This is a genomic window from Clostridium sp. 'deep sea' (assembly GCF_014931565.1).
Taxonomy (GTDB): domain Bacteria; phylum Bacillota; class UBA994; order PWPR01; family PWPR01.
Genome location: NZ_CP063353.1, coordinates 2,904,895 through 2,920,416, shown reverse-complemented (window position 1 = coordinate 2,920,416; position 15,522 = coordinate 2,904,895). Strand labels below are relative to the sequence as shown.

Genomic DNA, 15,522 nt, shown 5'->3' with positions numbered 1-15,522 from the left:
AATATAATTTAACTTGCCGCTACGTTAATTGATTATATAAATTATAACAAAATAAAAAACCTAACATAATCATTATGTTAGGCCTAATTAAAAGCTATTGCTGTAAAGTGGAATATGTTTGTAAAAAATCGTTTATTTGTTGTACTTCTTCCCAAAATTTTCATGAATCTAAAGTCATATCTAAACCCTCAGTATCTGAGCTAATCCAAATTTGCTTAAGACTTTCTTTAATGATGTTATAGTCTGGGTGGTCTACTGTAAGTGCTACAATCTTATCTTCACACGCTGGGCATATGTATTTTTCTCGTACCATTATACCGTTTGGGTTATGTTGTCCACAAACAATGCACTTGTTGATATTATTCATTAGCATACCTCCTCGTACATTATGATGTCCAAAACTGAAATTAGCTATACCTTATTGTACGCTAAGGGTTTGTTTAAGGTTCCAAAATTGTTTATTATAGTAAAAACCAATAACAAAAATAATAATTGATAATACAGCTAATATAAGCTGTATTATCAGTATCCACTTAAACTATTACATGTTTTTATGCTCAGAAAGACTAAAATAATGAAACTCAATGATATATTATTAATTAGAGATATTTTGGGGTAGGTCTTTTTAGATAATAATGAAATAAACTCTCTAACGATTCTCCACAAAAATAAACAATAATTGAAATTACCATAGCTTTATAAAATGGCACACTACTAAGAAAATTATAATAATAAGAAGCCAAAAATAAGAGTCCAAAAAGCAGAAGTGTGAAAATAGAAACGCGTGAATTTTGGGTGTTTGATTTAAGCTTTAGTTCTGTAAACCAATAGAAAAAACAAGCCAAAGCATAAGATATAAACAAAAATGAACTAACAGGTACACTTTTAGATGAAATGAAACCTAAAGGTAAGGCAACCACTGTGAAAGCAAATTTACTAATATTACTCTTATTCATTTTACACCTCATTAATTAAATTACTATTATATTAATTATACATATTGAATGAATAGTTGAAAAGAAAAGAAAAGAAAAGAAAAGAAAACAACTGCAGTGATAGCTTTATAGATTTTAGTCTGGCTCTTTAAACTAAATTTAGTATGACAGCACCCTAAGCCAGTTGTTTATAAGACCCATTTTAGTTATGCCAAACAACGGGACGCATGCAATGCGTATGGAAGCGTAATTGTTGTTTTGCTTTATAAGGTAAGATATTTTGTTCCAAAAATCATTCGTGGGAATAATGAAAAAAGAGTATTAGCATATGCAAATACTCTTTTAAGAAATTTAATATGGCAGCGTCCTACTCTCCCAGGCCGTCACCAGCCAAGTGACCATCGGTGCTAAAGGGCTTAACGGGAATCACTGAAAATGCTCTCTCTCTTCGTTGCAATAAAATTTATCAACTGCACGCATACGCTATGTATTACGCACAGCTGTTAAATTTTAAGCGCCTTGACAGAAAACATTTTCAGCAATTCCCACTTTTCAATTGCTAATACTATTTTAGAATGTATAGTTTAAATTGGATACAAGTATAGATTGTTGTTCTTAGGATACTTGGTGGAGTAAAAGCAGGTATTACGGAGTAGAGGTATTTAATTTATAGTAGTTTTCGTAATGCCTAACAGCGGTACGCATGCAATGCGTACCCTACCTTGTTTGTTTAATCAATATAAAAAAGAACTGTGCAATATTGCACAGTTCTTTTAGAAATTTAATATGGCAGCGTCCTACTCTCCCAGGCCGTCACCAGCCAAGTACCATCGGCGCTAAAGGGCTTAACTTCTGTGTTCGGTAAGGGAACAGGTGTGACCCCTTTGCCATCGCCGCCATAAACTTTATTCATACTCTGTTTATCAACAGAGCATTCAAAACTACATAGATCTTTGAGGTCAAGTCCTCGGCTTATTAGTACCAGTCAGCTGAATGTGTCACCACACTTACACCTCTGGCCTATCTACCACGTCTTCTTCATGGTGCCTTACCCTTTCGGTGGGAAAACTAGTCTTAAAGGAGGCTTCACGCTTAGATGCTTTCAGCGTTTATCCCTTCCGAACTTAGCTACTCAGCGGTGCCTCTGGCGAGACAACTGATACACCAGCGGTTCGTCCATCCCGGTCCTCTCGTACTAGGGACAGCTCTCTTCAATTTTCCTACGCCCGCGACGGATATGGACCGAACTGTCTCACGACGTTCTGAACCCAGCTCACGTACCACTTTAATGGGCGAACAGCCCAACCCTTGGAACCTGCTTCAGCTCCAGGATGTGATGAGCCGACATCGAGGTGCCAAACCTCGCCGTCGATATGGACTCTTGGGCGAGATAAGCCTGTTATCCCCGGAGTAGCTTTTATCCGTTTAGCGACGGCCCTTCCACTCGGTACCGCCGGATCACTAAGTCCAACTTTCGTTCCTGCTCGACCTGTATGTCTTACAGTCAAGCTCCCTTATGCCTTTGCACTCTTCGCGCGATTTCCATCCGCGCTGAGGGAACCTTGGAGCGCCTCCGTTACTCTTTAGGAGGCGACCGCCCCAGTCAAACTACCCACCTGACACTGTCCCCTGCCCGGCTTACGGACACGGGTTAGAATTTCAGCACTACAAGGGTGGTATCCCAACATTGACTCCACTAAGACTGACGTCCTAGCTTCACAGTCTCCCACCTATCCTGTACATGTAGTACCGAAACCCAATATCAAGCTGTAGTAAAGCTTCACGGGGTCTTTCTGTCCAGTCGCGGGTAGCACGCATCTTCACGTGCATTGCAATTTCACCAGGCCCCCTGTTGAGACAGCGCTCAAACCGTTACGCCTTTCGTGCGGGTCGGAACTTACCCGACAAGGAATTTCGCTACCTTAGGACCGTTATAGTTACGGCCGCCGTTCACTGGGGCTTCAGTTCTGTGCTTCGCTTACGCTAACACTTCCCCTTAACCTTCCAGCACCGGGCAGGCGTCAGCCCCTATACTTCAGCTTTCGCTTTAGCAGAGACCTGTGTTTTTGGTAAACAGTCGCTTGAGCCTCTCATCTGCAACTCTTTCTTGCTCCATTCGCTAGGAACTTCACAATATTAGAGCACTCCTTCTCCCGAAGTTACGGAGTCATTTTGCCGAGTTCCTTAACAGGGGTTCTCCTGCGCGTCTTAGGATTCTCTCCTTGCCTACCTGTGTCGGTTTACGGTACGGGCACCTTCTATCTCACTAGCAACTTTTCTCGACAGCGTAGGATCAGGCCGTTCGCTACTTCATTTCGCTCCCCATCATGCCTCAGCATATGTGACTGCGGACTTACCTGCAATCACTGCCTACACATTTGGACGCACCTCCAACAGTGCGCGGTCCCTACCTTCCTGTGTCATTGCTTCACTCAAACAATATTAGGTGGTACTAGAATCTCAACTAGTTATCCATCGCCTACGCCTTTCGGCCTCGGCTTAGGCCCCGACTTACCCTGAGTGGACGAGCCTTCCTCAGGAAACCTTGGGCTTTCGACGGGAAAGATTCTCACTTTCCTTCTCGCTACTCATACCGGCATTCTCTCTTCCATGCGCTCCACCATGCCTTACAGCACAGCTTCTCCGCCCATGCAATGCTCTCCTACCCCAGATATTACTATCTAGCCACTGCTTCGGTGCATAACTTTAGCCCCGTTCATTTTCGGCGCAGGATCACTTGACCAGTGAGCTATTACGCACTCTTTAAATGTATGGCTGCTTCTAAGCCAACATCCTGGTTGTCTATGCAATCCCACCTCCTTCTCCACTTAGTTATGACTTGGGGACCTTAGCAGGTGGTCTGGGTTGTTTCCCTCTCGACTACGGATCTTATCATTCGCAGTCTGACTCCCAATCTAAAGTCAGTCGGACTTCGGAGTTTGACAGAAGTTGGTAGACGGTGAAGTCCCCTTATTCCATCAGTGCTCTACGCCCCTGACTCACCGATTGAGGCTAGCCCTAAAGCTATTTCGGAGAGTACCAGCTATCTCCGCGTTCGATTGGCATTTCACCCCTACACACAACTCATCCCCTGAATTTTCAACTTCAGTGGGTTCGAGCCTCCACGTACTCTTACATACGCTTCACTCTGGTCATGCGTAGATCACGCGGTTTCGGGTCTACCACCAATAACTCTATTCGCCCTATTCAGACTCGCTTTCGCTGCGGCTCCAGAACTTTATTCCTTAACCTTGCTATTCATGGTAACTCGCCGGTCCGTTCTACAAAGTACACTCTCACACCGTAGTGCTCGAATTCATTGTAAGCATATGGTTTCAGGTTCTATTTCACTCCCCTCCCGGGGTGCTTTTCACCTTTCCCTCACGGTACTGCTTCACTATCGGTCGCCAAGGAGTATTTAGCCTTGGGGGTGGTCCCCCTGCTTCATACAGGGTTTCACGTGTCCTGCACTACTCTGGATACTCCACTCTTGCTTCCTCTTTCATTTACGCGGCTATCACGCTCTACGGCTGGGCTTCCCTTCCCATTCAATTAGATTCCACTCGATTATTGGAGTCCTCAACCCCAAGTACAAGTACTTGGTTTGGGCTCTTCCCCTTCCGCTCGCCGCTACTCAGGGAATCGATGTTTCTTTCTCTTCCTCAGGATACTTAGATGGTTCAGTTCTCCTGGTTGCCTCCTACTAAGCTATTTTGTTCACTTAGCGGTAGTGGGCCTTCTACCCACTGGGTTTCCCCATTCGGAAATCTGTGGATTTAACGCTTGCTTGCAGCTCCCCACAGCTTATCGTTGCTGGCTACGTCCTTCTTCGACTCTTGGCGCCTAGGCATCCGCCATATGCTCTTTTTTACTTGACCTCTCTATGCAGTTTTCAATGTTCTGTAAAATAAAGAGGGTACAACCCTCAGAATTAAATAGTGTAGAATAGTTTTCTTAGTCTCCTTAGAAAGGAGGTGATCCAGCCGCACCTTCCGATACGGCTACCTTGTTACGACTTCACCCCAATCGCTGATCCCACCTTAGACAGCTCCTTCCTTACGGTTAGGTCACCGGCTTCGGGTGTTACCAACTCTCGTGGTGTGACGGGCGGTGTGTACAAGGCCCGGGAACGCATTCACCGTAGTATTGCTGACCTACGATTACTAGCAACTCCAACTTCATGTAGGCGAGTTTCAGCCTACAATCCGAACTGAGATCTGCTTTATGAGATCCGCTCCACCTCGCGGTTTCGCTTCTCTTTGTACAGACCATTGTAGCACGTGTGTAGCCCAAGGCATAAAGGGCATGCTGATTTGACGTCATCCCCACCTTCCTCCGGTTTGTCACCGGCAGTCTGTCTAGAGTCCCCAACTTAATGATGGCAACTAAACACAAGGGTTGCGCTCGTTGCGGGACTTAACCCAACATCTCACGACACGAGCTGACGACAACCGTGCACCACCTGTCTCTCTGCCCCGTAGGGAAACCTATCTCTAGGTACGTCAGAGGATGTCAAGCCTTGGTAAGGTTCTTCGCGTTGCGTCGAATTAAACCACATGCTCCGCTGCTTGTGCGGGCCCCCGTCAATTCCTTTGAGTTTCAATCTTGCGATCGTACTCCCCAGGCGGAATGCTTATTGCGTTAACTGCAGCACCGAAGGTATCTAAACCCCGACACCTAGCATTCATCGTTTACAGCGTGGACTACCAGGGTATCTAATCCTGTTTGCTCCCCACGCTTTCGAGCCTCAGTGTCAGTTACAGCCCAGTAAGCCGCCTTCGCCACTGGTGTTCCTCCTAATATCTACGCATTTCACCGCTACACTAGGAATTCCGCTTACCTCTACTGCACTCAAGTTATACAGTTTATCTAGCTTACATCGGTTAAGCCCATGCCTTTTACTAAATACTTGTATAACCACCTACGCTCCCTTTACGCCCAGTGATTCCGGACAACGCTTGCACCCTACGTATTACCGCGGCTGCTGGCACGTAGTTAGCCGGTGCTTGCTGGTGAGATACCGTCACTTTCTTCGTCTCTCACATCAGAATTTTACGACCCGAAGGCCTTCATCATTCACGCGGCGTCGCTGCATCAGAGTTTCCTCCATTGTGCAATATCCCCGACTGCTGCCCCCGTAGGAGTCAGGACCGTGTCTCAGTTCCTGTGTGGCCGTTCACCCTCTCAGGCCGGCTATTCATCGTCGCCTTGGTAAGCCGTTACCTTACCAACTAGCTAATGAAGCGCGAGTTCATCCTTCAGCACAATGCTTTTCATCTGTCCGCCATGTGACGGTCAGATAATATCTGGTATTAGCAGCAGTTTCCCGCTGTTATCCCAGTCTGAAGGGCAGATTACTCACGTGTTACTCACCCGTTCGCCGCTAAGTCATTTGGTAGCAAGCTACCAAATCCTTCGCTCGACTTGCATGTATGAGGCACGCCGCCAGCGTTCGTCCTGAGCCAGGATCAAACTCTCCGTTAAAACTTTTAACGTTACTGACTTTGTTACTTTTTTAAGAGCCCTATTCTACTACTATTTAATTCTCAATGTTCTACTCTCTTTTTTCGTCCCCGCTTTCGGCGACTTGTATATAATATCACCCGCCACCACTATTGTCAAGGATTAATTAATGTTTTTTATAAATTAATTCATATAACCTTAAGTTAACCTGAATTATGTTTATATCACACTGGTTTAGCTTAATCTATAGGCAATAATATTTGGCTATTCTATACTAGTATTTGTTTAAGATTAAGAAATTATTTATTTATAATTTTTAATTATTATCTTTAAGGGGTATGGGCTATTATAAGCAGTTCACTATTATATAAACTATAGCTAATTACCTACTATATAAGCTAGTCTCTTATAATATAACAGATAGAGTATAGAGATTTCATTACCAACTACAAAAGGTTATGTTTAAAAACACATTAGCAGTAGCTTAATAGTACTAAGTAGAGATAACAGAGATAAGACAGTAATCTACAAACTGCCTTGTCTATCATTCTCAAATAATACTTTTACAAAATCCCTTCTACTATGAATTACTCTATAAATAGAAATAAACTCTTTTTCTACTTTATAAAACAGTAAATATGACCCTGCCACTAAATAACGATAATCTGTCGCCATATCTATTTTGGCTTTTAAGCTATTACCCATTAACGGCAAGTTCTCCAATAATAAGGCCTTGCTTAAGATGTTATTTAGAGTTTTGTTAGCAACACGCTCATCACAGGTATCTTCTATTATATATTGATTAATCTCGTTTAAATCTTTACTAGCTAGTGGGCTAAAGCGCAATTTAAGCATTTTAGACCTCTAAGTCTTTTTTTACTTGATTTAATGTTAACCACTCATCACCATTCTTTACTGATTCTTCGCTCTCTTGAAGCATAGCCAAGAGCTTAAGCTTTGCCTCTTGTTTTTCATATTCTTTTATATCAACAATTACGTAACGACCTCTGCCATTTTTAGTTAAAAAAACAGGTGAATCTACATCTACATTTTTTAATACATCGGTATAATTACGAAGATCAGATACAGGCATTATATTAGGCATGTTAAATCCCTCCTCTTTATTTATATTATATACAAACTTGCTGTAAAATAAAACGTTAAATTTTACAGCAAAATGCATAACATAAGATTCGGTAACTGATATGTTTTCGTAATATCTGAACTAGGCTGGTTTTTCTACGAATGTAATGTATTTAGGACATAGCTAATATTAGCATAGTTGCCGTTATACCAGACAACATAACTACACAAGCTAACTACCTAGAAGTTCTATATGCATTATATTATTATAATCTGGAGGGAGCCCCCCTTTTGTGTTAACTAAACAACATGACTTATGGCTGACTATTGATTAAAAAAATTATATCACGAGGAGAAGTGTTTTCTTAAAGCTGTGAAGAAGCTACTATCTAAGGTAAGTCCTCATAAAATGTACCACCAGAGAGGTATAGGGATGTTCTTTTGATTAGCTCCTGCTTGGTACGTTTAGGTAATGCCAAACATGGAACGGCACGGAGGCACATTCCCTACATAGGTACAGTTAGTATGGTATTTCTATACTCTCAACAGCCTTAAAGCTATCATTATGCGATGACTTACAAGCTAGATTCAGGAATAGAGAGAATTCTCTACAAAGATTATACGTTGCAGTATTTTTTAGAAAATTAGCTCGTATGACGCAGAGCTAGCGTTAATTATAGATGGGTAAAGGTAAGATATTTTGTTCCAAAAATCATTCGTGGAAATAACGAAAAAAGAGTATTAGCATATGCAAATACTCTTTTAAGAAATTTAATATGGCAGCGTCCTACTCTCCCAGGCCGTCACCAGCCAAGTGACCATCGGCGCTAAAGTACTTAACGGAAACCGCTGAAAATGCTCTCTCTCCGCGTTGCAAAAAAATTTATCAACTGCACGCATACGCTATGTATTACGCACAGCTGTTAAATTTTAAGCGCCTTGACAGAAAACATTTTCAGCAATTCCCACACCAGAGCCAACTAGAAAAAAGACTGCACATATCGTACAGTCTTTTTCTAAATTTAATATGGCAGCGTCCTACTCTCCCAGGCCGTCACCAGCCAAGTACCATCGGCGCTAAAGGGCTTAACTTCTGTGTTCGGTAAGGGAACAGGTGTGACCCCTTTGCCATCGCCGCCATAAACTTGTTAATGCTCTAAGTTGAAAATTGTTGAAAATGTATGCTGTCAAGGCGCTAGATTGTTTATGAAATAAAGCTATACAAGTTGTATGCTGAATGAATAAACAATCGTACAACGCAGAGAGCGTGCATTTTCAGCGGTTTTCATAGAACACTGAAAACTACATAGAAATTTGAGGTCAAGTCCTCGGCTTATTAGTACCAGTCAGCTGAATGTGTCACCACACTTACACCTCTGGCCTATCTACCACGTCTTCTTCATGGTGCCTTACCCTTTCGGTGGGAAAACTAGTCTTAAAGGAGGCTTCACGCTTAGATGCTTTCAGCGTTTATCCCTTCCGAACTTAGCTACTCAGCGGTGCCTCTGGCGAGACAACTGATACACCAGCGGTTCGTCCATCCCGGTCCTCTCGTACTAGGGACAGCTCTCTTCAATTTTCCTACGCCCGCGACGGATATGGACCGAACTGTCTCACGACGTTCTGAACCCAGCTCACGTACCACTTTAATGGGCGAACAGCCCAACCCTTGGAACCTGCTTCAGCTCCAGGATGTGATGAGCCGACATCGAGGTGCCAAACCTCGCCGTCGATATGGACTCTTGGGCGAGATAAGCCTGTTATCCCCGGAGTAGCTTTTATCCGTTTAGCGACGGCCCTTCCACTCGGTACCGCCGGATCACTAAGTCCAACTTTCGTTCCTGCTCGACCTGTATGTCTTACAGTCAAGCTCCCTTATGCCTTTGCACTCTTCGCGCGATTTCCATCCGCGCTGAGGGAACCTTGGAGCGCCTCCGTTACTCTTTAGGAGGCGACCGCCCCAGTCAAACTACCCACCTGACACTGTCCCCTGCCCGGCTTACGGACACGGGTTAGAATTTCAGCACTACAAGGGTGGTATCCCAACATTGACTCCACTAAGACTGACGTCCTAGCTTCACAGTCTCCCACCTATCCTGTACATGTAGTACCGAAACCCAATATCAAGCTGTAGTAAAGCTTCACGGGGTCTTTCTGTCCAGTCGCGGGTAGCACGCATCTTCACGTGCATTGCAATTTCACCAGGCCCCCTGTTGAGACAGCGCTCAAACCGTTACGCCTTTCGTGCGGGTCGGAACTTACCCGACAAGGAATTTCGCTACCTTAGGACCGTTATAGTTACGGCCGCCGTTCACTGGGGCTTCAGTTCTGTGCTTCGCTTGCGCTAACACTTCCCCTTAACCTTCCAGCACCGGGCAGGCGTCAGCCCCTATACTTCAGCTTTCGCTTTAGCAGAGACCTGTGTTTTTGGTAAACAGTCGCTTGAGCCTCTCATCTGCAACTCTTTCTTGCTCCATTCGCAAGGAACTTCACAATATTAGAGCACTCCTTCTCCCGAAGTTACGGAGTCATTTTGCCGAGTTCCTTAACAGGGGTTCTCCTGCGCGTCTTAGGATTCTCTCCTTGCCTACCTGTGTCGGTTTACGGTACGGGCACCTTCTATCTCACTAGCAACTTTTCTCGACAGCGTAGGATCAGGCCGTTCGCTACTTCATTTCGCTCCCCATCATGCCTCAGCATATGTGACTGCGGACTTACCTGCAATCACTGCCTACACATTTGGACGCACCTCCAACAGTGCGCGGTCCCTACCTTCCTGTGTCATTGCTTCACTCAAACAATATTAGGTGGTACTAGAATCTCAACTAGTTATCCATCGCCTACGCCTTTCGGCCTCGGCTTAGGCCCCGACTTACCCTGAGTGGACGAGCCTTCCTCAGGAAACCTTGGGCTTTCGACGGGAAAGATTCTCACTTTCCTTCTCGCTACTCATACCGGCATTCTCTCTTCCATGCGCTCCACCATGCCTTACAGCACAGCTTCTCCGCCCATGCAATGCTCTCCTACCCCAAATATTACTATCTAGCCACTGCTTCGGTGCATAACTTTAGCCCCGTTCATTTTCGGCGCAGGATCACTTGACCAGTGAGCTATTACGCACTCTTTAAATGTATGGCTGCTTCTAAGCCAACATCCTGGTTGTCTATGCAATCCCACCTCCTTCTCCACTTAGTTATGACTTGGGGACCTTAGCAGGTGGTCTGGGTTGTTTCCCTCTCGACTACGGATCTTATCATTCGCAGTCTGACTCCCAATCTAAAGTCAGTCGGACTTCGGAGTTTGACAGAAGTTGGTAGACGGTGAAGTCCCCTTATTCCATCAGTGCTCTACGCCCCTGACTCACCGATTGAGGCTAGCCCTAAAGCTATTTCGGAGAGTACCAGCTATCTCCGCGTTCGATTGGCATTTCACCCCTACACACAACTCATCCCCTGAATTTTCAACTTCAGTGGGTTCGAGCCTCCACGTACTCTTACATACGCTTCACTCTGGTCATGCGTAGATCACGCGGTTTCGGGTCTACCACCAATAACTCTATTCGCCCTATTCAGACTCGCTTTCGCTGCGGCTCCAGAACTTTATTCCTTAACCTTGCTATTCATGGTAACTCGCCGGTCCGTTCTACAAAGTACACTCTCACACCGTAGTGCTCGAATTCATTGTAAGCATATGGTTTCAGGTTCTATTTCACTCCCCTCCCGGGGTGCTTTTCACCTTTCCCTCACGGTACTGCTTCACTATCGGTCGCCAAGGAGTATTTAGCCTTGGGGGTGGTCCCCCTGCTTCATACAGGGTTTCACGTGTCCTGCACTACTCTGGATACTCCACTCTTGCTTCCTCTTTCATTTACGCGGCTATCACGCTCTACGGCTGGGCTTCCCTTCCCATTCAATTAGATTCCACTCGATTATTGGAGTCCTCAACCCCAAGTACAAGTACTTGGTTTGGGCTCTTCCCCTTCCGCTCGCCGCTACTCAGGGAATCGATGTTTCTTTCTCTTCCTCAGGATACTTAGATGGTTCAGTTCTCCTGGTTGCCTCCTACTAAGCTATTTTGTTCACTTAGCGGTAGTGGGCCTTCTACCCACTGGGTTTCCCCATTCGGAAATCTGTGGATTTAACGCTTGCTTGCAGCTCCCCACAGCTTATCGTTGCTGGCTACGTCCTTCTTCGACTCTTGGCGCCTAGGCATCCGCCATATGCTCTTTTTTACTTGACCTCTCTATGCAGTTTTCAATGTTCTGTAAAATAAAGAGGGTACAACCCTCAGAATTAAATAGTGTAGAATAGTTTTCTTAGTCTCCTTAGAAAGGAGGTGATCCAGCCGCACCTTCCGATACGGCTACCTTGTTACGACTTCACCCCAATCGCTGATCCCACCTTAGACAGCTCCTTCCTTACGGTTAGGTCACCGGCTTCGGGTGTTACCAACTCTCGTGGTGTGACGGGCGGTGTGTACAAGGCCCGGGAACGCATTCACCGTAGTATTGCTGACCTACGATTACTAGCAACTCCAACTTCATGTAGGCGAGTTTCAGCCTACAATCCGAACTGAGATCTGCTTTATGAGATCCGCTCCACCTCGCGGTTTCGCTTCTCTTTGTACAGACCATTGTAGCACGTGTGTAGCCCAAGGCATAAAGGGCATGCTGATTTGACGTCATCCCCACCTTCCTCCGGTTTGTCACCGGCAGTCTGTCTAGAGTCCCCAACTTAATGATGGCAACTAAACACAAGGGTTGCGCTCGTTGCGGGACTTAACCCAACATCTCACGACACGAGCTGACGACAACCGTGCACCACCTGTCTCTCTGCCCCGTAGGGAAACCTATCTCTAGGTACATCAGAGGATGTCAAGCCTTGGTAAGGTTCTTCGCGTTGCGTCGAATTAAACCACATGCTCCGCTGCTTGTGCGGGCCCCCGTCAATTCCTTTGAGTTTCAATCTTGCGATCGTACTCCCCAGGCGGAATGCTTATTGCGTTAACTGCAGCACCGAAGGTATCTAAACCCCGACACCTAGCATTCATCGTTTACAGCGTGGACTACCAGGGTATCTAATCCTGTTTGCTCCCCACGCTTTCGAGCCTCAGTGTCAGTTACAGCCCAGTAAGCCGCCTTCGCCACTGGTGTTCCTCCTAATATCTACGCATTTCACCGCTACACTAGGAATTCCGCTTACCTCTACTGCACTCAAGTTATACAGTTTATCTAGCTTACATCGGTTAAGCCCATGCCTTTTACTAAATACTTGTATAACCACCTACGCTCCCTTTACGCCCAGTGATTCCGGACAACGCTTGCACCCTACGTATTACCGCGGCTGCTGGCACGTAGTTAGCCGGTGCTTGCTGGTGAGATACCGTCACTTTCTTCGTCTCTCACATCAGAATTTTACGACCCGAAGGCCTTCATCATTCACGCGGCGTCGCTGCATCAGAGTTTCCTCCATTGTGCAATATCCCCGACTGCTGCCCCCCGTAGGAGTCAGGACCGTGTCTCAGTTCCTGTGTGGCCGTTCACCCTCTCAGGCCGGCTATTCATCGTCGCCTTGGTAAGCCGTTACCTTACCAACTAGCTAATGAAGCGCGAGTTCATCCTTCAGCACAATGCTTTTCATCTGTCCGCCATGTGACAGTCAGATAATATCTGGTATTAGCAGCAGTTTCCCGCTGTTATCCCAGTCTGAAGGGCAGATTACTCACGTGTTACTCACCCGTTCGCCGCTAAGTCATTTGGTAGCAAGCTACCAAATCCTTCGCTCGACTTGCATGTATGAGGCACGCCGCCAGCGTTCGTCCTGAGCCAGGATCAAACTCTCCGTTAAAACTTTTAACGTTACTGACTTTGTTACTTTTTTAAGAGCCCTATTCTACTACTATTTAATTCTCAATGTTCTACTCTCTTTTTTCGTCCCCGCTTTCGGCGACTTGTATATAATATCACCCGCCACCACTATTGTCAAGAACAATTTTAGTATTTTTTAATATCTTTTTATAATATTATGATAAACATTGTTTATACAATATAAATCTTAAACTAGAGTTGGTATAGCCCTGAGTTTTGGCATGTACCCAATGTTAATAAGCTGTTTTACCAGTTCATTACTATATACATAATACATAGCTTGAGTAAAGTAGATTTTACTTACTATACCATTCTTCATAAGGTTAGTATATGCTTGCTGGCTAACTTTTGCTATTTGCTCAATTGATTCTACACCTATAATACTTAAGTCTACTAGATCATGTTTTAGCTGCTTTATTATATGAGGGGTAATACCTGGTTCAGCTAATAGTAACCTACTCACAGGGTTGTTTGGGTCACTCGTTAATTGTGCTATTTTAAGTGCGGTAAGCTTTTCTCTTGCATTGCCATAAGGTATCATACTTCCATCTTGTTTAATTGAATGAAAGGTATTCTTTACATGTTTATCACCAAAGGCAATGTTAAGTTGTTTATTATTTTTTTGCAAAGGGGTTTTGGCCCATGTTATATATGAACCTAATCCAGGACCAATTCCGTCTATATATAATGTAGGGTTATTTTCACACTCTCTTAATAACACTATACTTCCAGTGGATCCTGTCTTGCATTTTCTATTGAGAATAGCCTGCCATAAGTAACCAAGTGTAATATTAATTAGTAAAGTAGCACGATAAGACTTAGCAATTTTGTCACCTAGCTGAGCCGTTATTTTACTTGCTGCTTCTTGACAGTATTTTTTTATATAACTTGCTATTTTGTTACCCAATAATGGAGTTAGGATTGGAAAAGTTGGTACAAAACCTGTTTCACATTCTATCAATAGATCACTTTTTTGTAATGCACTAATGATTTCAATGCGAAGAGCTGTTGCTGTATTAGGTAAACCTGCTACAGCCTCAAAATCTTGCTGATTAATATTTAAAGATAGAAGGTTGTGATAGTTGCTTAAAAAGCTTTTTTTATTATATATTTGATATATGAATCTATACATTCTTTATCGCCTTTCTTTATATTACTAAGTTTTACATATCTGTTAAACTTACATTTTTATAAAGTAAACGAGTAGTTAGCTCATTTAAATATGGAACTGCTACAAAATCAGGTATACAATCATTGCAAATAAGGGCTTTAACTATAGCATGTTTTATTACAAAGAATGAAGCCTGTAAGTAATCCTCCTGATATACACAATCAAGTCCTATATAGCTGGTTCTGTTATTTTTATTAAGTATTTTTATTAGGATTTTTAACTGGTTATAACCAATTACTGATACTTGCTTTAGTACTGATAACATTTCTGTAATCATTTTTTTGTTTACTATTGGTATTGTTAATTTAAAATAGTCCTCAATACTACCCTTTATTTTCATTCTCTTTACAAGATTCATTTCCATTAATATGAACTCTTGTTGGTCATATGGATAAACTAACCATGAATTATCTACACTACAGAGTAGCCTTATCATATACTTGTTGTTTAATTTATTACACATCATTTTGTTATTGTGTTGTAAAGACGTCTCTCCATATAACATAATCAAATTATTATTAAGTACTGCGATATTAGTGAATAGGGCATTAAGCTCGTGTTCTTCTTTAACTAGTACAATGCATCCCTTTTTAACTGGTTTAATGATTTTCAACCAAAGTTGTTGCCACAAAGAATCTAAAATTATATGCAAAACAATGTTATGAATATAACTACTATATTGGTTTTTTAAGAGATCTTTAAGTTCGCTAAGGCTTTTACTAAGTAGCTCAATTGTAGTTGGTAACCAGTCTTCAACTCGTTTTTCTATAGCAATGCAATTGTTTGTATCTAGTATTGGAAATGTAGACTTCACAATGTCATTCTCTTTTGTTAGCCATCCATGCTTTGTAAATAATTCTACTTGTTTATTATTTAACTCGGAAAAATCATTAATTTGAGATAGTAAGCGTTTAAAGTTAGGGCATAGTAGCAGCTTTTTATTTGTGTTATAGAATTCATTACCTTTCATACAAAATAAATTTAGTTTCATAGCATCAACTCCT

At 43.3% G+C, this 15,522-nt stretch carries 6 protein-coding genes and 6 rRNA genes; all 12 read right to left on the bottom strand.

Going from position 1 to position 15,522, the window contains the following annotated elements; genetic code table 11:
* Positions 1–160: 160 nt before the first annotated feature.
* The 12 genes from IMX26_RS13530 to IMX26_RS13475 all read right to left on the bottom strand — a co-directional run bounded on the left by IMX26_RS13530 (position 161) and on the right by IMX26_RS13475 (position 15,509).
* Complete coding sequence (locus tag IMX26_RS13530; protein WP_195158910.1) at positions 161–367, bottom strand: sigma factor G inhibitor Gin; 207 nt, start codon at positions 365–367, stop codon at positions 161–163.
* A gap of 232 nt (positions 368–599) precedes the next feature.
* A complete protein-coding gene (locus IMX26_RS13525; RefSeq protein WP_195158909.1) occupies positions 600–956 on the bottom strand; it encodes a hypothetical protein in 357 nt (118 codons plus the stop codon).
* Between the two features lie 763 nt (positions 957–1,719).
* Positions 1,720–1,836 (bottom strand): 5S ribosomal RNA (gene rrf, locus IMX26_RS13520).
* A 54-nt stretch (positions 1,837–1,890) separates the two neighbouring features.
* A 23S ribosomal RNA gene (locus IMX26_RS13515) occupies positions 1,891–4,813 on the bottom strand.
* A gap of 89 nt (positions 4,814–4,902) precedes the next feature.
* Positions 4,903–6,419: ribosomal RNA gene (locus IMX26_RS13510) — 16S ribosomal RNA — on the bottom strand.
* Together the 16S, 23S and 5S rRNA genes form the textbook arrangement of a ribosomal RNA operon.
* 504 nt (positions 6,420–6,923) lie before the next feature.
* Entirely contained in the window at positions 6,924–7,253 is a 330-nt protein-coding gene (locus IMX26_RS13505; RefSeq protein ID WP_195158908.1) for a type II toxin-antitoxin system RelE/ParE family toxin, read from the bottom strand.
* A 1-nt stretch (position 7,254) separates the two neighbouring features.
* Entirely contained in the window at positions 7,255–7,503 is a 249-nt protein-coding gene (locus IMX26_RS13500) for a type II toxin-antitoxin system prevent-host-death family antitoxin (protein WP_195158907.1), read from the bottom strand.
* A 1,003-nt stretch (positions 7,504–8,506) separates the two neighbouring features.
* A 5S ribosomal RNA gene (gene rrf, locus IMX26_RS13495) occupies positions 8,507–8,623 on the bottom strand.
* A gap of 174 nt (positions 8,624–8,797) precedes the next feature.
* Positions 8,798–11,720: ribosomal RNA gene (locus tag IMX26_RS13490) — 23S ribosomal RNA — on the bottom strand.
* Between the two features lie 89 nt (positions 11,721–11,809).
* Positions 11,810–13,327, bottom strand: a 16S ribosomal RNA gene (locus tag IMX26_RS13485).
* Between the two features lie 207 nt (positions 13,328–13,534).
* Positions 13,535–14,479: a hypothetical protein gene (locus IMX26_RS13480; protein WP_195158906.1), complete on the bottom strand. Its 945-nt coding sequence runs from the start codon at positions 14,477–14,479 to the stop codon at positions 13,535–13,537.
* A gap of 31 nt (positions 14,480–14,510) precedes the next feature.
* Entirely contained in the window at positions 14,511–15,509 is a 999-nt protein-coding gene (locus tag IMX26_RS13475; protein ID WP_195158905.1) for a hypothetical protein, read from the bottom strand.
* Positions 15,510–15,522: the final 13 nt, after the last annotated feature.